15 protein-coding genes are annotated in these 15,972 nt (G+C 70.1%); 14 read left to right on the top strand and 1 reads right to left on the bottom strand.

Annotated elements, in window-relative coordinates:
• Positions 1 to 471 precede the first annotated feature (471 nt).
• From AC07NX_RS18245 to AC07NX_RS18180, 14 genes are read left to right on the top strand one after another with little or no spacing between them, the layout of a single operon-like run.
• On the top strand, positions 472 to 1,155 hold the full coding sequence (locus AC07NX_RS18245; protein WP_494643689.1) for a carboxypeptidase-like regulatory domain-containing protein: 684 nt from the start codon (positions 472 to 474) through the stop codon (positions 1,153 to 1,155).
• Position 1,156: 1 nt separating this feature from the next.
• Positions 1,157 to 2,380 carry a phage tail sheath family protein gene (locus AC07NX_RS18240; protein ID WP_494643687.1) on the top strand — a complete coding sequence of 408 codons (1,224 nt, stop codon included), beginning with the start codon at positions 1,157 to 1,159 and terminating at the stop codon, positions 2,378 to 2,380.
• Between the two features lie 25 nt (positions 2,381 to 2,405).
• A complete protein-coding gene (locus AC07NX_RS18235; RefSeq protein WP_018062583.1) occupies positions 2,406 to 2,876 on the top strand; it encodes a phage tail protein in 471 nt (156 codons plus the stop codon).
• Positions 2,877 to 2,879: 3 nt separating this feature from the next.
• Entirely contained in the window at positions 2,880 to 4,433 is a 1,554-nt protein-coding gene (locus tag AC07NX_RS18230; RefSeq protein WP_494643685.1) for a hypothetical protein, read from the top strand.
• Positions 4,421 to 5,197: a CIS tube protein gene (locus AC07NX_RS18225; RefSeq protein WP_494643683.1), complete on the top strand. Its 777-nt coding sequence runs from the start codon at positions 4,421 to 4,423 to the stop codon at positions 5,195 to 5,197. The genes AC07NX_RS18230 and AC07NX_RS18225 overlap by 13 nt, the downstream gene beginning before the upstream one ends.
• Complete coding sequence (locus tag AC07NX_RS18220) at positions 5,194 to 6,708, top strand: phage baseplate assembly protein V (protein ID WP_494643682.1); 1,515 nt, start codon at positions 5,194 to 5,196, stop codon at positions 6,706 to 6,708. The genes AC07NX_RS18225 and AC07NX_RS18220 overlap by 4 nt, the downstream gene beginning before the upstream one ends.
• Positions 6,709 to 6,710: 2 nt before the next feature.
• Positions 6,711 to 7,055, top strand: coding sequence for a hypothetical protein (locus AC07NX_RS18215; protein WP_035081941.1), 345 nt, complete (start codon positions 6,711 to 6,713; stop codon positions 7,053 to 7,055).
• Positions 7,056 to 7,057: 2 nt separating this feature from the next.
• Entirely contained in the window at positions 7,058 to 7,495 is a 438-nt protein-coding gene (locus tag AC07NX_RS18210) for a GPW/gp25 family protein (protein WP_494643681.1), read from the top strand.
• Positions 7,495 to 10,026 (top strand): baseplate J/gp47 family protein, encoded by a 2,532-nt coding sequence (locus AC07NX_RS18205; protein WP_494643679.1) that lies wholly within the window; start codon positions 7,495 to 7,497, stop codon positions 10,024 to 10,026. The genes AC07NX_RS18210 and AC07NX_RS18205 overlap by 1 nt, the downstream gene beginning before the upstream one ends.
• Before the next feature lie 2 nt (positions 10,027 to 10,028).
• A complete protein-coding gene (locus AC07NX_RS18200; protein ID WP_494643678.1) occupies positions 10,029 to 10,607 on the top strand; it encodes a hypothetical protein in 579 nt (192 codons plus the stop codon).
• A 24-nt stretch (positions 10,608 to 10,631) separates the two neighbouring features.
• Positions 10,632 to 12,020, top strand: coding sequence for a PASTA domain-containing protein (locus AC07NX_RS18195; protein ID WP_494643677.1), 1,389 nt, complete (start codon positions 10,632 to 10,634; stop codon positions 12,018 to 12,020).
• 60 nt (positions 12,021 to 12,080) lie between these two features.
• Positions 12,081 to 13,157: a PASTA domain-containing protein gene (locus AC07NX_RS18190; RefSeq protein ID WP_494643675.1), complete on the top strand. Its 1,077-nt coding sequence runs from the start codon at positions 12,081 to 12,083 to the stop codon at positions 13,155 to 13,157.
• A gap of 51 nt (positions 13,158 to 13,208) precedes the next feature.
• Positions 13,209 to 14,186 carry a hypothetical protein gene (locus AC07NX_RS18185; protein WP_494643674.1) on the top strand — a complete coding sequence of 326 codons (978 nt, stop codon included), beginning with the start codon at positions 13,209 to 13,211 and terminating at the stop codon, positions 14,184 to 14,186.
• A 9-nt stretch (positions 14,187 to 14,195) separates the two neighbouring features.
• Positions 14,196 to 14,840, top strand: coding sequence for a hypothetical protein (locus AC07NX_RS18180; RefSeq protein WP_494643673.1), 645 nt, complete (start codon positions 14,196 to 14,198; stop codon positions 14,838 to 14,840).
• Here AC07NX_RS18180 and AC07NX_RS18175 read toward each other — a convergent pair whose 3' ends face one another.
• The gene (locus AC07NX_RS18175) at positions 14,841 to 15,533 is read right to left on the bottom strand and encodes a hypothetical protein (RefSeq protein ID WP_494643672.1); all 693 of its coding nucleotides are present in this window, start codon (positions 15,531 to 15,533) and stop codon (positions 14,841 to 14,843) included.
• Positions 15,534 to 15,972 lie beyond the last annotated feature (439 nt).

Genomic DNA, 15,972 nt, shown 5'->3' with positions numbered 1-15,972 from the left:
CTTGCGATGGGGTCCTGGTGAGGTGACTAGGCTTGGCCGGGGGCGGGCGACGCACCGGCCCACCCGACCTGCCCGCTCGGCCGGCGCCTGGGTCACGCTCATGCACAACTATCGCGTTTGTTCTTGATTTTCATAACTACAATATAGTTGCATCTCAAAGCTGCACTTGTTGGTCATTATCGAAATAAAAATGGAAATTTTAGTACCTAGTATTGAATGATGGGCTTTTTAATCTGAGTAAATAATAGTTGTCTATGGCGAAAGGTGCCAAGTAATTGGCGCTTAATGATCCGCCATGTCTTATTCAAAGTGCGACGTCGTGCGGCCGGCATGCGTTAGCTTGCGCCTGTAAATTTCATTCACGAGTAAATCGAGTTCGAAAAACGATGAAATCCGAGCTTTTCATTTGCTCGAAATTCGGCGTAAGTATGTCCTGACGTCTTTGGGTTGTACCTGGGGAGTGATCAGAAAATGGCCGAGGGGCTGGAGGAGACGACGCGAGAGCTGGTCGGCTGGACCCAGGAGATCCTGCCGGGGCGAGCCGTCGTCGCCCGGTCCTTGGGCGATCGCGACTGCGGGGAGGGGGTTGATCTTCGCCTGGTCGGCCTGGCGCCCTGCGCGACGCCGCGCGCGGCCGCGCCGCCGCTGACCCTGACCGCCGACTACCTGGTCACCGTCCGCGCCGCGGACCCGATCGTCGAGCAAACCGGCGCCATGGCGCTGCTGTTCGCGGCCATGGAGCATGACGAGGCCGAGGTGGTGCTGGACCGCGACGCGCTGAAGCTCTGCGCCGACCTCGACCTGCCGCCAGGGCCCGGCTTCGTGCTGCGGGCCACGGTGTCGATCGCGCGCCGTCGGGCGGCCGCCCGGGCGGCTCTGGTCCGCTTTCCGCTCAAGATCGACTCCGGCGAACTGGGCCTGCTCCAGGGCTCCGTCCTGGGCCCCGGCGACACGCCGGTCGCCGGGGCCGTGGTGCGCGTCGAGGGCGTGGACCACGCCGCTCGGACCGACGCGTCCGGCCGCTTCCGCCTTCCCGGACCCATTGGCCGCAAGGGCGCCCCGGTGCGCCTCAACGTTCGCGCCCGCGGGGTCGAGATCGACCGTGAGGTCGAGAGCGAAACCCCCCTGATCCTTCGTCTACCGCTGGAGATTTGACATGCCGTCCTATTTGAGCCCCGGCGTCTACGTCGAGGAGATCGACTCTGGAACCCGCCCGATCGAGGCGGTCGGAACATCGACGGCCGGCTTCGTCGGAACCGCGCCGAACCCCGACGCCTTCATCGACGAGGCCGTGGCGATCAACAATTGGAGCGAGTTTCGGCGACGCTACGTGCGCGACGGCGACAAGGGCACCGACCTGGCCAACGCCGTCTACGGCTTTTTCCTGAACGGCGGTTCGCGCTGCTACGTCGTCAACACCAAGGCCGACGGCGCGATTGCTGGCAAGGGGCGGGGGCTGGACGCCCTGGCGGCGATCGACGAGATCGCCATTATCGCCGCTCCGGGCCGCACGGACCCGGCCTCTCATGGTGCGCTGCTGGACGCGGCGGAGTCTCTGAAGGACCGCGTGGCGATCCTGGACGCCCCGCCGCGCGTCGACGACGTCGAGGTGCTGACCCGCGCCGCCGACGGAAGCGCAACCCCGTCGCCGACGCCAGCCGCCGAGGGCGACACCGCCTCGCCGCCGGCTCGCGGGCGCGGCCCCAAGCCGGGCCTGCGCCCCCGGGACTCTGACGGCGGCTACGGGGCTTGCTACTTTCCATGGCTGCGGGGTCGCGACGCGGTCGATCCGGACAGCCTGGCCCAGATCCCGCCCTCGGGCCACATGGCCGGCATCTATGCCCGCACCGACAGCGAGCGTGGCGTGCACAAGGCCCCGGCCAACGTCACGATCCGCGGCGCCGAAGGCCTGACCCAGATGTTGTCGCGGGCCGAGCAGGACGTGCTCAATCCGGTCGGGGTCAATTGCATCCGCTTCTTCACCCGCGAGGGCGTGCGCGTCTGGGGCGCCCGGACCCTGGCGCCCAGCGCCAGCAACTGGCGCTATCTGAATGTCCGGCGCCTGTTCAACATGATCGAGGAGTCGATCGCCATCAGCACCCGCTGGGTGGTGTTCGAGCCTAATGCTGGCCCGCTGTGGAAGGACATCCAGCGTGACGTCGGCGCCTTCCTGACCCTGCTCTGGCGGCAGGGCGCCCTGGCCGGGGCGCGGCCCGAGGACGCCTTCTTCGTCAAGTGCGACGCCGAGACCAATCCGCCCGAAGTAGTCGACGCCGGCCAGGTGGTGGTGGTGATCGGCATCGCCCCGGTGAAGCCCGCCGAGTTCGTCATCTTCCGCATCGGCCAGACGGCGGTCGGATCCACCGTCGAGACCGCCTGACCCCCAACCTTGAAGAGGATCCGTCATGGCCACCAAGCCCGAAGAAGCAGCGGCGGCGCCCAAGGTCGGCGCTCTCCCCGATGTCTATCGCAACTACAACTTCATGCTCTCGTCCCGCGAGATGGGCGATGTCCGGTTCACCGAGTGCTTCGGCCTTGGCGTGCGGATCCATCCGATCCGCTATCGCGAGTCCGGCAGCGGCCAGATCGTGCGAACCCTGCCCGGGCCGGTCGAGTATGCCGAGGTCACGCTGCGCTATGGCCTGACCAAGACGCCGGCCCTGTGGGACTGGCTCAAGGAGGTCCTGGCGGGCGGAACGCCGCGCCGCAACATCTCGATCGCGATGATGGACGTGAAGGGCACGGCCGAGGTCCTGCGCTGGAACCTGGACAACGCCTGGCCCTGCGAGTGGAGCGGGGTGTCGTTCGATGCGCTTGGCCGCGAGGTGGCGATCGAGGAACTCAAACTGTCCTTCGACACCCTGACCCGAGCCTAAGCCATGGTCCTTCGCCGCCTGTTTTCGGGTTGGCTGATCGCCATGGCCGCCCTGGCCCGCTCCGTGGCCCAGGCCCTGGAGCGCGCCTCCGAGGATCGATCCGTACCGGCGCCCGACCCGGTCATGGCCGCCCTGGCCGAACGATATCCGGGCGCGCCGGCCCATTGGCTGGCGCACCTCGCCGAGCGGACGTCCCAATTGGCGCAGGCGGGCGAGGTTCCGTTGTCGCTGAACAGCGATCCGGCGACCTGGCCGCCGCCGCGGCCGGAGGCTTCGCCGTCGCCGGTCGAAGCGATGGAGCGCGTCGCCGTTCCGCGCGATCCGCCTTCGGCCCGGCCGGCGCCGCGCTACGAGGCGACCGTCCCCACCCTGGCCGCGCTGCGTGAACGACCGTCCGAGGTATGGCGTCGGCCCGAGGTCACATCGAAGCGGCGGTCAAGGCCGGTGTTCGCATCCTCGGCCTCCGCGCCCGGGCCTGCGACCCTTGCGCCGTCCGCGCCGAGCGCCGGGGCCTTGGCGCGTCGCCCGCGCTCACCGCTGTCGGTCAAGGCGGACACGCCGTCCTCGGCGAGGCCGCGGGTCATCCCGCCCTCCGAAGCGGAAGGGCGTCCTGAATCGACCGAGCCGGAAGCGCCATGGCCGGGCGTCGAAACGCCGGATGTGGTCGAACTCCGGTCCCTCCGCCGGCCGTCGACGGAAGGCGCGCCGCCCGACCGAGCGCCCGCCCAGAAGGGCCCGGCGTGCGAACCGGAACTCCGGTCGGATGGGATCGAGGCGGCGACCGTCGCCCGTGGCCGCAAGTCCTGGTTGGTCGAGGCGCTCATCGAGAAGCCGGCGCGCGTCGTCCGGTCCCTTGCGCCCCGGATCGGGCCGCCGCGACGCACAGGACCCATTGGCGAAGCCCGGGCCGCCACGGACAGGGCCGGCGCCGTCGAACTCGCGCTCGCCGCTCTTGCCGGTGGCGAGACCGGGGGCGTCCGGCGCCCAGGGTCGAGCCGATCGACCGACGCGCCGATCCAGCCCGCGCCGGCCGCGCGAGGCGCGATCTTCCGAGCGCTTGCCGGCTTGGGCGCCCGTTCCGAGCGCCGTCCAGCCGCCGGTCCGGCGATCGCGGAGCGCGCGTCATCGGGCGACCGGACATCGGGGGATGCGCCCCCGCGCGCACTGGCGCCGAGCCCCGCGCCGCGGAAGGGGACGTTTTCGACGCACGCGCCGTCGGTCGTTTCGCGGTCCGGCCTTGACTGGAACCCAGCTCCGGCCGCGACCCGCCCCCCCGAACCCCTGGCGTGGGGGCAGGAGCGCGGGGCTTCGACCCTCGGGCGGACCGTGTACGCGCCGGACGACGAAGCCCGCGATCACGCCAGGCGGCCGACCTTCACGGCGCCCGGCGCGGTCACCTCGCGGACCGCTGTGCATCCGTTCGCCGGGGCGGCGACGGACGATCGCTGGCCGGCTTTGCCGCCGGCGACCTTCGCGTCACCGCAGGGCGCCGAAGCGCCGCTCCCGCGTTGGGACGAACTGGCTCGTGAACAGGAGGAGGGCCGATGGAGCGTGTAGCCTTCCTGCTGGAAAGGTCCGGCGAGCGGATCTCGTGCCTGCTCAATCCCGAGAACCTCGAGGCGCGGCGCACCGCCGGAGTGCGGACGCGGCTGGCCGGCGGCGGCTTCCTGACGGGCGTGGCGCGTTCCGAGGATCCGCTGATCGCCACCGGCGGAGGGGTCACCGAGTATGATCTGAAGCTGTTGTTCGATGTCGAGGTCTCTCGCGAGGGGCGTCCGCCGAGGACGCCGGAAGACGGCCAGGGACCGGCCGAGGACGACGATGTTCGCGCCCTGACCCGTCCGTTGTGGGACTTGACCGAGAACGCCGTCGCGGCCGACGGCTTCGCCGCCCCGCCCACGGTCAGGTTCATCTGGGGCAAGTCCTGGAACATCCCGGGCGTCGTGCTGCACGTGTCCGAACGTCTCGAGCGGTTCAACGCCGATGGCGCGCCCCGGCGCTCCTGGCTCAGCCTGCGCCTGCGCCGTGTCGAGGATTCCGAGCCGCGCCCGGCCCCCAGCCGGCCCGTCACTCCGCAATATGAAGCCCCCTCCAACCTCGACGGCGGTTCGGGCGACCAGGCCCCGGCGGTCGACATGCCGGTCGACAACGACGGCTTGCCGTTGAAGCGCTTCGACCAGATCGCCGACGATGGCTACGGCGACCCGACCCTGTGGGCCGATCTCGCCGCCTATAACGGCGTCGACGACCCCCTGAACGTCCCCGAAGGCACGACCGTCGTGCTGCCGCCGCTGTCGATCCTGTTGGAGGCGCGAGCGTGACCTCGATCTTCGCCAATCGCCCGCTGCGGGTCCGCCTCGAGGACGCCCCCCTGGATCCTGACCTGGGACGCTACGCCGTCTCGGCCTTCGTGCGCCAAGCCCTCAATGCGCCGGCCATGGCCGAACTGGTCTTCGCCGACGCGCCGGCGGACGCCTTGACCGACCTGCGCCTGGGCGCCGGCCTGGCCTTCGCCGTCGACGGTTCGGGCGATCTGTTCGAAGGCGAGATCACGGCCGTCGAATACCAGCAGGACGCCGCCCAGGGACGGGTCGTGCGACTGCGGGCGCTCGACAAGCTCCACAGGACGCGGCTGCGCCAGCGGGCCCGGGCCCTGACCGACATGACCGTCGCCGACGTCGCGGGGCAGATGGCGGGCGAGCTGGGCCTGACCTTCCGTTGCGTCGAGCATCCGCCGACCCGGGCCCTGATCGTCCAGCACGACCAGAACGACTTCGACCTGGTGGTCGACCTGGCGCGCGACGCCGGCCTGTACCTGCTGCTGGAGGCCGGGCAATTGCAGCTGGTCAGCCTGGCGGGGGAGGGCGAGCCGATCCCGCTGCGGATGCGCCGCGAGATCATCCAGGCCCGGGCCACGGCGGGCGCCGACTCCCTGCGGCCCTGGACCGGCGCCCAGTCGTGGGACCCTTCCCGCGCCGTTGCGGCCAACGCCCGCGCCGGCCTGGCCCGCCAGGACGCCGAGGAATTGCGGGATGGCGGGCTGGCGGCCTTTCCGGACCTGGGCGGCCGAACCTTGTTCAACCGCCTGGCCGCCGGCGCCGCCGAGGCCGAAAGCCTGGCCCAGGCCGATCTCGACCGCGCCGTGGCCCGCGCCGTCCTGCTGGAGGCGGTGGTCGAGGGCGACACCCGCCTGCGTCCCGGGCGACCGGTGAACCTGGAGGGCGTCGGCGACCTGGTCGATGGTCGCTGCGTGGTGACGCGCGCCCTGCATCGCTTCGAGGAGGCGCGCGGCTACGTGGTCGAGATCTCGACCGAGCCGCCAGCCCGGCCCGATCGTCCGCGCGTTCCGGCTTTCACCTTGGGCAAGGTGACGGACGCCGACGATCCTGACGGCCTGGCGCGGGTGCGGGCCCGCCTGCCGGTGCTGGGCGACGTCGAGACCGGCTGGATGTCGGTACTGCTGCTGGGCGCGGGGGCCGAGAAGGGCGTGGCCATCCTGCCCGAGCCCGACGACGACGTGCTGGTGCTGTTTCCGGACGGCGATCCGGCGCGCGGCGTCGTCCTGGGCGGGCTCTACGGCGAGCGCGCCGCCCCGGGGCCGCGGGGCGCGGGGACGGCCGGCGCGCGGGCCTTCACCGTGCGGACGCCGGGCGGCCAGGTCCTGACCCTGGACAGCGTCGACGCCCTGGCGCGGCTGGAGACCCGCGCCGGCGGGCTGTTCGAGTTCGGCCCCAACGGCTCGCGCCTGCGGGCCAGCGGCGACCTGGTCATCGAGGCCCCGGGCCGTCGACTGACGATCCGCGCCGCCGCCGTCGCGTTCGAGGAGGGCTGAGCATGCTGTGGCTGACCCAGGACGCGACGCTGGTCTGCGATCACGGCGGCCGGGTGGGCATCGCCCCGACCCAGACCCTGGTGCGCATCAAGAACCGATTGGCGCTGGTCAACCCCAATCCCCAGTCGCGGCCGATCTCGGCCTGTCCGAACGCCAATCCGGTCATTGGCCTGCGGCCTTGCCTGACGACGCTGGCGGTCAAGCAGGGCTACTCGACCTTCGTCACCATCGGCGGCCGGGCGGTGTGCCTCGATACGGTCACCGGCCTTACCGACGGCTCGCCGCCGGGAACGGTCAATTATCGCGTGGTCGACCCTGGCCAGCGTCTCGTGGCGGCCGGGAGTTGAGCATGAAGACCGTTCGGGGCATCCGGTTCGAAGGCGCGGAGCTGGGCGGGGCGACGTCCGAGCTGCGGCGGCCGGCGGGGCTGATCCTGTCGCCGGCGGGGCGGCTGGCCGAGGTCAGCGGTCACGACGCCGTGCGCCAGGCCATCATCCTGTTGCTGACCACCATACCGGGCGAGCGGGTCATGCGACCCAGCTATGGCTGCCCCCTGCACCGACTGATGTTCGCGCCCAACGACGCTACGACCGCCGGCCTGGCCATCCACTATGTGCGTCAGTCGATCAAGCGCTGGGAGCCGAGGATCGAAATCTTGCGGCTGGACGCTGGCGTCGATCCCGCCGCGCCCAGCCAACTGACCGTCTCGCTGGACTACCGGGTGCGTAGCAGCAACCAGGCGGGCCAACTGCAGTTCGGCCTCGACCTGCATGGGGAGGCCGCCTGATGCCGCTGCCCACCCCCAAGCTGGACGACCGCTCCTTCGCGGACCTCATGGCCGACGCCATCAAGGTCATCGATCGCTCCTGTCCGGAATGGACCGATCGCAATCCCAGTGATCCCGGCATCACCCTGCTGGAGACTTTCGCCTATCTGACCGACACCATGCTGTACCGGCTCAATCGCGTGCCGGAGAAGCTGTATGTCAGCCTGCTGAACCTGGTCGGCGCCCAGATCCGGCCGCCCGCCGCGGCGGCGGTCACGCTGACGTTCACCCGCACCAGCGGCAATGCGCGGATCGCCGTCCCCGCGGGCGCGCGCATCGCCACCAGCGACGGCTCGGTGACCTTCGTCGTCACCCAGGCCGTGGTCCTGGCCGCCGGCCAGAAGAGCGTCGAGGCGCCGGCCCTGCACTGCGACATGACCGAGGCCGAGGCGGTGGGATTGGGGACCGGCGCGTCCGGCCAGAGCGTGCAGATCAAGCGGCCGCCGATCATCGCTCCGTCCGGCGATGGACTTGACCTGATCGTCGGCGTGGAGGCCGACAGCGCCGAACTGGCCGACGGGGCGGTGTCGCGCACCCTGGGCGACAAGAGCTATCGGATCTGGCGGGAGGTCGTCAGCTTCGCCGACGCCGCGCCGACCGACTGCGTCTATCGCGTCGACCGCGCCATGGGCCGCATCCAGTTCGCCCCGGCCCTGGCCGGGGAGGGATCCACGCCGGTGTCGGCCGTGCCGGCCCTCGGCCGGGACATCCGGGTCTGGTACCGCGGCGGCGGGGGCCGGGCCGGCAACGTGGTTCCCGGCGCCCTCACGGTGTTCAAGACCCCGATCCCCGACCTGGCGGTGACCAACCTGGCGCGAGCGGCGGGCGGGGCCGAGGCCGAGACGGTGCCGGCGGCGATGAGGCGCGGGCCGCTGGAACTGACCTCCATGCGTTGCGCGGTCACCGCCCGCGACTTCGAACGCGTCGCCCTGAGCGTCGGGGCGGTGGCGCGGGCCAAGGCCTACGCCCAGTCCCAGGTCTGGGCCCATGCCGCCCCGGGGGTGGTCGAGATCCTGCTGGTGCCGGCGGTCGACGCCGAAAAGTTGCCCGACGCGGGGGTGACCGCCCAGGTCGTGGTCGAGCGTCGAAGCGAGGAGCTGCGGGCGCGCGTCCAGAAGGCCGTCGACCAGCGACGGCCGCTCGGCGTGCAGACGGCGGTGGGCTGGGCCAGGGTGCGGCCGGTGTCGGTGGCGGCGCGGGTCGTGGTCAGCCGCGAGGAGGATGCGCCGGCCGTCGAGGCGCGCCTGCGCACCCGCCTCAACCGGCTGTTCTCGCCCCTGCGCGACGAACCGTTCGGCCAGGTCCTTCGGGCCTCCGACGTCTATGAAGCCATGCTGGCCGATCCCAGCGTGCGCTATGCCGACCAACTTCGCCTGACCATCGGCGAGGCGCCGGACCGCGACGTGTCGGACCTGCTGCGCGATCCGCACCAGGCGCGCACCTGGTTCGCCGCCACCAACCAGGGCCTGCACCGCAGCCTGGACGACGGCGGCACCTGGTCGGTGGTGTTCAAGGCCGACGGCGATCGCCCGCTGTTCGTGCGCCGCCACCGCGATCGCCCCGGCCTGGTGGCCCTGGGCGTGGTTCGCAAGGCCGGAGGCGCCATCCACGTGTCGCGCGACTGCGGCGAGACCTGGAAGACCGAGGCGGCGGTCTTCAACAGCGAGGTGTCCGACGCCGACTGGGTCGACCGGGAGGGCTCGCCCCTGCTGCTGATCGCCACGGCGGAGGGCCTGCGCCAGCTCAAGCCGTTCGGCGACGCCGGTCCGGCCCCGGTGGTCGTCGACAAGGCCCGCGACACCAAGGGCTTCTACGCCGTGACGACCTCGGTGTCGTCGGCCGGGGTGGTCCAGGTCGCGGTGGCCGCCCGGGTCAAGGGCGGAGTCTATCTGTCGGCCTTGGGCGGGGTGTCCGACAGCTTCCATCCGATCGGCCTGTCGGGCCAGGACATCCGCAGCCTGACGGTGCAGCGCTTCAACGCCCGCGACTTCCTCTGGGCGGCGGCTGCGGCCGAGGCCGGCCAGCAGGGCTCCGGCGCCTTCCGGGTGGAGCTGCGTTCGGGCGGGGCCGACGATCCCGAGGGCTTCAAGCCGTTCAACGTCGGCTGGCAGGGCGGGTCCTGCGAGGGCCTGGCCTTCGCCGACCAATGGGTGTTCGCCGGTTCCAACCGCGGCGGCGTTCTGGCCTTGGACACCACCGTGGCGGCTCCGGCCTGGCGCGCCGCGCCCCTCGACGCGGGCCTGCCGATCCGCGACACCGAGCGCCTGCTGCACGTGGTGTCCTGCGTGGCGGCCGCGCCGGCGCCGGGCGGCGCGCCGTTGGTGTTCGCGGGCGGTCCGATGGGCGTCCATCGCAGCCTCGACGGGGCCCTGCGCTTCGCCACGGCCTCGGCCACGGTGTTCACCGACCGGATCCCTCTGCCGCCCAACTGGCTCTACTGCGCCGACCAGCACCACCTTTCCGTGGTGATCGATGACGATACGGGAGGCTGACCATGGATCGCGCCCGCATCGCCCGCCTGCTGCCGGAAACCTACCAGGCCGCCATCCCGCTGGAGAAACCGTCCGGCGATCCCGTCGTCGTCCCGCCGAAGAAGCCCCTGGCCGCGGTGCTGGAGGTGATGGAGGTGCTGCAGGCGCCGGCCGAGAGCGCCCTGGCGTCGCTCGACGCCCATCTCGACCCGATGCGCGCGCCGCCCGACTTCGCCCTGATGCTGGCGCGCTGGCTGGACCTGGACCGCTACCTGGATTGGACCGGCGGGCGTCCTGGCGAAGGGGCGCCGCGCTACGCCGCCGGCCTGGGCCGGTTGCGGCTGCTGTGCCTGGAGGCGGCCGAACTGGCGCGCTGGCGCGGCACGCGCCGGACCCTCGAACGCATCCTGACCGTGGCCACGGGCCTGTCCGGCTATGCCGTGGAAGAGAACCCGCCAGGACCGAAGGGCGTCGCCCGAAGCTTCCATCTCCGCGTCGTCGCCCCGGCGGCGGCCCAGCCCCTGGCCGACCTGGTGCGTCGCATCGTCGACGAAGAGCGGCCCGCCTACACGACCTACGAAATCGAGTTTTCCGCAGCCTGATCGCGAGCACGAGGACGAACGCCCATGCCGAGTTTCGAGATTCCGGACGGCCCCACGACCGTGGCCCTGAAGACGGAGGCCGGATTCCACAAGGGAAACGCCGTGTTCGGCGTGACCAACAAGACCGGGGAGGGGCTGACCGCCCGGTTCAGCGTGCAGGTCCAGGGCAGCGGCAAGGCCGAATGGTACTCAATCCAGGGCGAGCCGGAGCGGCCGGTCGCGACCGGCGAAACCCAGACGGTGACGGTGGTGGCGAAGATCCCCGCCGCGACGCCGGCCGGACAGCATCGCATCAAGCTGCGCGCGACCAACGTCAACGACCCGGACAATGACACCACCGACAGCGCCGTGGCGACCGTCACGATCCCCGCGGTGGCCAAGCCGCCCGTCAAGAAGAAGCCCTTCCCGTGGTGGATCCTGGCCGTGGCCGGCGGCGTGCTGGTGCTGGTGATCGGGGTGATCATCGCCGTCGTCATGCTGACCGGCGGTCCGAAGGTGCCGAAGGTCATCGGATTGGACTACGCCGCCGCCGTCGCCGAGCTGAAGGAGAAGGGCTACGCGGCCGCGCCGGAGATCAAGGAGCCGGCCCCCGACAAGCCCTTGGGCAAGGTGTTCAAGCAGGATCCGGAAGCCGGCCAAAAGGCCGATCCCAAGACGGTCCAGGTCAAGCTGACCGTCGCGGGCGTGCCGACGGTCGCCGTGCCGAGCGTGACCGGACTGGACTATCCGACGGCCGTCGCCGCCCTGGAAAAGAGCGGCTTCAAGGCGGGACCGGCGATCGAGGAGGTCTCGCCCGAGAACGGCCTGGGCCTGGTGTTCAAGCAGGAGCCCGCGGCCGACGTCCAGGCCGACCCCAAGGCGGTCGAGGTCAAGCTGACGGTGGCCGTCGGCGAGACGGTGGCGGTGCCGACCGTCACCGGCAAGCCGTTCATCGCCGCCCAGGCGCTGCTGGAGGATCGCGGCTTCACCGTCGCCTCGCCTGTGATTGGAAAGGCTTCGGGTCAGCAGCCGGACGTCGTCCTGGTCCAGAACCCGGCCGGGGACGTCAGGGCCCCAAAGGGCGGGGTCGTGAAGTTGACCGTCGATCCCGGGGTGGTGGTTCCCAACCTGCTCAGCCCGAAGGTCAATGGCATCGCGGGGATCCAAGCCCTGAAGAACGCTGGCCTGGACATCGGATCCATCGGCTCCAGCTGCACCGGGACGCCCAACATGATCGTCAGGCAGAGCATCGAGCCCAAGACCAAGGTCGCGCTCGGCACGCGGGTGAACATCACGATCGCCAGCGCCACGGCGAACATCACCGCCACCAGGTTCTGCCAGGCGACCGTGGACAGCAAGGTCGTCAACTTCAGCAACCAGGTGCGAGGGGTCAACACGCTCGCACCGAACACGAGGGCCCTGCAGCCGAAGTGACAGCGTATCGCGTCGCGAGCGCGGGGCTCGCGACGCCCTGGCGAACACGAGGATCGACATATGCCGAGTTTTGAGATTCCGGACGGGCCGACGACCATCGCCCTGAAGAAGGAGGGCGCCTTTCACAAGGGCAGCGCCGTCTTCGGCGTCACCAACAAGACGGGGGAGGGGCTGACCGCGCGCTTCAGCGTCCAGGTCCAGGGTGACGCCAAGGCCGAGTGGTATCAGGTCCAGGGGGAACCGGAACGGCCGGTCGCGGCGGGTGAGAACCAGACCGTGACCGTGGTCGGCAAGATCCCGGCCGCGACGCCGCCGGGCCAGCACCGGATCAAGCTGCGGGTCATCAATGTCAACGATCCCGACAACGACAGCACCGACAGCGCGGCGGCGACGGTCACGGTTCCCGCCGCCGCCGCTGCCGCCGCGCCGCCGCCCAAGAAGCCGTTTCCCTGGTGGATCCTGGCGGTGGTCGGCGCGGTGCTGGTGCTGGTGATCGGTGCGATCATCGCGATCGTGGTGATGAGCGGGGGCTCCAAGGTTCCGAACGTGGCGGGCCAGCCCTATGCCGAAGCCGTCAAGGCGCTGGACAAGGCCGGCTACAAGGTCGTCAAGCGGGCCGACAAGGAGACCGGCGAGAAGCCGCCGGAGACCGTGCTGGACCAGACCCCGGCGGCGGAGGCCAAGGCCAAGAAGACCGATCCGGTCCAACTGACGGTCGCCGTGCCCCTGCCGGTGGTCGCGCCGGACGAGCCCAAGGAAGAGCCGCCGATCGAGCAGCCGGCGGAGGCCAATTGCGATCCGGCGGTCGGCGCCTGCATCGAGGGCTTCGTCTGGCGGGAGGCCTGGGCCGGCGATCGGGTCTGCGTCACGCCCGAGTCCCGCTATCTGGCCGCCCAGGAAAACGCCAATGCGGCCGCGCGCCGCAGCCCCTACGGCGGCGCCTACGGCCCGGACACCTGCCTGCAGGGCTATGTCTGGCGTGATGGTTTCGTCGGCGACCACGTTTGCGTGAGCGGCGAGCGGCGTTCGGTCGTGGCGCAGGAGAACGCGGCGGGTCCGTCCCGCTACCGGGCCTGCCGGCCGAAGATTCTCATCCCACGACCGACCACGCGACCGACCATCCCGGGGCGCCTGTAGTTCGAACCAACGGGCCCGCCGCACGGCGGGCCCCGCAAGGAGCACAAGATCATGGAGCGGATTTTCTCCCTGGAGGCCATCCTCGGCTCTCTGGCGTTCGGCGTCCTCGGGGCGGTTTTGGCCCTGATCGTCCGCCTGGCCAAGGGTGACGGCTCGTCCTCGCTCTGGCGGGCGCTCGAGACCTTCCTGACCGCGATGTTCGGGGCCTTCCTGGCGCGGACCTTCATCAGCATCATGCTGAGTGTCGGCGGGGACTCGGACGCCGCGGTCACGGTGACCAGTCTGCTGTTCTTCATCTGGCCAGGCGTGGTGAACCTGATCTCGCTGGGGTTCGGACACCCGGTGATCGGCGTCGAGGCCCTGTTGTGGATCGCCTTGGTGGTCGGCGGGCTGGTCGGCCTGTTCGATGGCCTGTGGGCCACCCACAAGTGGCTGGGTCTGGGTGTCCCGGCGTTCCTGCTGGATGTCACCTGGGGGCTGGGCGGCAACACCAACGGCGTGCTGATGCACCTGATCAACTTCGCATGGGGCGACCATGGCGACGGTCCCGCCGAGAACCGTCACGACGCCCACCGCTACGTCCAGGGCTTTGCCGTGCGCTCGGGCTTCGCCTTCACCCAGGGCGCGGTGATGAGCAACACGGGCAATTGGAATCCGACCTCCGACCTGTTCAAGCACGAGACGATTCACATCTGGCAAAACCGCGTGCTGGGACCGTTCTTCTGGTTCTCCTATGTCGGCTGGATGGCGCTGACCATCATCCCCGCCCTGATCGCCGGCCTGATCGATTCCGGTCGCCGGATCGGCGACGCCATCACCTGGTGGACCTATTTCGACAATCCCTGGGAAGTGATGGCCTACGGCATCGCCAATCCGTCGGACCGGACGGGCCAGGTGTTCATGAGCGGCGGCGGCACGGTGACGGGGTGGGTCTGCTGGCCCTGGCCCTTGGCCATTGTGCTTTCGGCGGTCGGCGTGGTGGGCCTGGGCGCGGCGTTCGTGGCGATCCTGGTGGCCGGCTATGGCTGAGCCGCGTCGATGAAGGCCGTTATCATCATCCTGGTCCTGGTCGTCATCGGCTTCGCCGTGGCGATCGGCGTGGCGGTCTATCGGGCCACCACGCCACCGGCCCCACCGGCGGCCCACGGACCGCCCACGACCAGCAGCGGCGAGATCGACGAGGACGCGCTGGCCACGTGGGAGCCTCCGCCGATGGCCTCGGTCATGGCGGGGCTGTCACGCCCGTTCGCGCCGAAACTGCTGAAGAAGGCGGTCGACCTCACCGGTCAGCCCGGCTCGGGCCTGGCGGGCGACAAGCCTGGTGAATTGCCGATCGGTCGGTCGGACAAAAAGATGCGCATCGCTCGTCTTCGCCTGGTCGAGGGCCGCGGCGCGGTCGCGACCTATCGGTGCGGAGCCGAGGTCGAGACGGGGGAAGCCGAGGACGAGAAGGCGGGTGAGAACTGCCCTCAGGTCGTGTGCCTGTGTCATGAAGATGCGGTCCTGGAAGAGGATGAGGTCGAGGCTTGCGAGGAGCCCTGGCGGAAGGCGCGGGCGATCGGCGACGACAAGTTCCGTTGCCGCAAGAAGGATGACGACGTCGCGGCCGTCATCTACCGGCGAGGCGGGGTGATCCAGGTCGCGCCGATGGGGGAAGGCGCCGCCACCGTGTCGATCCGGTAATCAGATCCTGACGGTCCGGACCGCCGAGATCATCGCCAGCAGCGACCCGATCAGCAGCACCAGCAGCCAGATCGCTCCGACGATGGCGATGACCAGCGCGCCTATGGCGTCGGTGATGCTGGCCAGGAAGCCCGGCGGAAAGTCGATCAGGAACGCCAGCAGCAGGGTGGCGCCGATCGAGACCGCGCTGAGGATGACGATGCCCTTGTTCTGCAGGAACCGCTGGTGGGCGAGGAGCAGCAGGATGCAGAAGGCGATCTTCAGGATCAGGATCAGGCCCAGGGTGGCGGTCGCCGCCCCGGTCGGAAAATCGGCGAAGGCGGCGAAATAGGCGATCGTGCCGAACGGCACGGCCACAAGCAGGGTGATCATCAGGATCAGCAGACCCAGGGCCGCCAGCGCCATGACGATGGCGCCCAGCAGGCCGAAAAAGGCGATCACCAGGGTGACGATCCCCTGAACGCGCCCGATCACGCTGCGCGACAGCACAATCCCGAGGCCCATCAGCAGGACGGTGTAGAGGAGCAGGCCGTCGAGCACGGGCAGGTAGCGAATGCCCAGGCCGGGCGTCGAAGCCTCGAAACCGGCCTGATGCACGGCGTCCAGAACGAAGGCCGAAGCGCATTCCACGAGCAGGGCCACCAGCAGGACGAAGCCGGCCAACCAGAAGAACGGTGCGCGCAAACGGTCCATGGGACTGCCCCGGTGTTGAAACCTGAAGTCTGCCCGATCTCTACCTTAGCGACAAGAAATGTTGACCTGTCCCGCAGGGTTGCGCTTCCGGGGCGAGGCCTGAGAACAGTCGGGCCTGTTGTTTTTTCGGACCGGCGGGGCGCCGTTCATCCAGCCGCCGATCGCCCTGCGAAGCCCCGACGCCGGGGGTTGAGGGAAGGCGCCCGGGTTTGAACCGGCAGGGCGCTTCCGTACCCGGATGACATCCAATAGGTGCATCAGACCTTGCTTAGCTTTCCCAGGCGCCTACATGCCTGACGCCGGGACCCGGCAGGAGGCTGGAATGAACGGCGCGCCAAGCAGAACTTCGACGAACACGCCGCGCTCGCGCGCGGGGACCATCGGCCTGATCGCCGCGGGCGTTTTGGGCGTAAGCGCGGCGAGCGCTCACGCCCAAAAC

Source organism: Caulobacter sp. GW821-FHT09A05 (assembly GCF_059418465.1).
The sequence above is the reverse complement of the archived record's forward strand: the minus strand, read 5'-3'. Positions and strand labels throughout refer to the sequence as shown.

Bases quoted from the DNA above. Each gene is read 5' to 3' on its own strand.
- AC07NX_RS18215 (WP_035081941.1), top strand. From the start codon at position 6,711: ATGCTGTGGCTGACCCAGGACGCGACGCTGGTCTGCGATCACGGCGGC.
- AC07NX_RS18245 (WP_494643689.1), top strand. From the start codon at position 472: ATGGCCGAGGGGCTGGAGGAGACGACGCGAGAGCTGGTCGGCTGGACC.
- AC07NX_RS18225 (WP_494643683.1), top strand. From the start codon at position 4,421: ATGGAGCGTGTAGCCTTCCTGCTGGAAAGGTCCGGCGAGCGGATCTCG.
- AC07NX_RS18210 (WP_494643681.1), top strand. From the start codon at position 7,058: ATGAAGACCGTTCGGGGCATCCGGTTCGAAGGCGCGGAGCTGGGCGGG.
- AC07NX_RS18235 (WP_018062583.1), top strand. From the start codon at position 2,406: ATGGCCACCAAGCCCGAAGAAGCAGCGGCGGCGCCCAAGGTCGGCGCT.
- AC07NX_RS18185 (WP_494643674.1), top strand. From the start codon at position 13,209: ATGGAGCGGATTTTCTCCCTGGAGGCCATCCTCGGCTCTCTGGCGTTC.
- AC07NX_RS18205 (WP_494643679.1), top strand. From the start codon at position 7,495: ATGCCGCTGCCCACCCCCAAGCTGGACGACCGCTCCTTCGCGGACCTC.
- AC07NX_RS18180 (WP_494643673.1), top strand. From the start codon at position 14,196: ATGAAGGCCGTTATCATCATCCTGGTCCTGGTCGTCATCGGCTTCGCC.
- AC07NX_RS18195 (WP_494643677.1), top strand. From the start codon at position 10,632: ATGCCGAGTTTCGAGATTCCGGACGGCCCCACGACCGTGGCCCTGAAG.
- AC07NX_RS18230 (WP_494643685.1), top strand. From the start codon at position 2,880: ATGGTCCTTCGCCGCCTGTTTTCGGGTTGGCTGATCGCCATGGCCGCC.
- AC07NX_RS18190 (WP_494643675.1), top strand. From the start codon at position 12,081: ATGCCGAGTTTTGAGATTCCGGACGGGCCGACGACCATCGCCCTGAAG.
- AC07NX_RS18175 (WP_494643672.1), bottom strand. From the start codon at position 15,533: ATGGACCGTTTGCGCGCACCGTTCTTCTGGTTGGCCGGCTTCGTCCTG.
- AC07NX_RS18200 (WP_494643678.1), top strand. From the start codon at position 10,029: ATGGATCGCGCCCGCATCGCCCGCCTGCTGCCGGAAACCTACCAGGCC.
- AC07NX_RS18240 (WP_494643687.1), top strand. From the start codon at position 1,157: ATGCCGTCCTATTTGAGCCCCGGCGTCTACGTCGAGGAGATCGACTCT.